The organism is Grimontia sp. AD028 (assembly GCF_000973155.1).
Lineage (GTDB): Bacteria > Pseudomonadota > Gammaproteobacteria > Enterobacterales > Vibrionaceae > Enterovibrio > Enterovibrio indicus.
On the sequence record NZ_LASY01000179.1, the window covers coordinates 1 to 623 of the forward strand.

Below are 623 nucleotides of genomic sequence, written 5' to 3' on the forward strand. Positions count from 1 at the left end.
GATCTCTATGAGGTGAGAGGATGGAGGAGAGGTGATGACTATTCGATTACTGGTAGTGGCTTTAATGGCATTAATATCCTCACCGATGGAACAACTGTGCAGTTTGTCGATAACGATTCAACTGCCAACCGCGGTGGCGTAGTAGCTCCAGACTATTACACCTATGAGGGTGATGATACTCAGCGAGTTATCATTGATGGCAAAACCTATTCCTACATGCTCTGGAACACAGCGAAGTACAGCTTCTCGGGTCGAGTCGTGACTGCTGCGCTGATTTATGTAGATTTGGACGGTAACGGAAGAACACCCTATGTTTGGAGTGACTCGAATGAATACGCGGCATTTTTAGTGCCAGTGTCGGGTTCATTTGTTAAAGGTACTTCCGCAAGTACAGTAACTGGCTCGTCAGAACTTCCGACACTCACTTATACACAGCTTGGCGCTACGATGACCTCCTTTGATGCCTCAGGCAGTATTGGCGTGACAGACGTTGACTCAGACAACTCCTCGGTAACGTTCGATGGCACAGGGCCTTATGAGGGCAACTTCGGTTCTTTGGTGATTGTCAACGGTACTTGGACATATACGGTGAATGATACAGCGGTGGCTGATTTCACTGAAGA

Annotated in this window: 1 protein-coding gene; it reads left to right on the forward strand. The window is 47.7% G+C overall.

Features of this window, described 5'->3' with window-relative positions:
- A partial coding sequence (locus RN22_RS24025) for a VCBS domain-containing protein (RefSeq protein WP_046308456.1) occupies positions 1-623 on the forward strand: 623 nt, incomplete at both ends.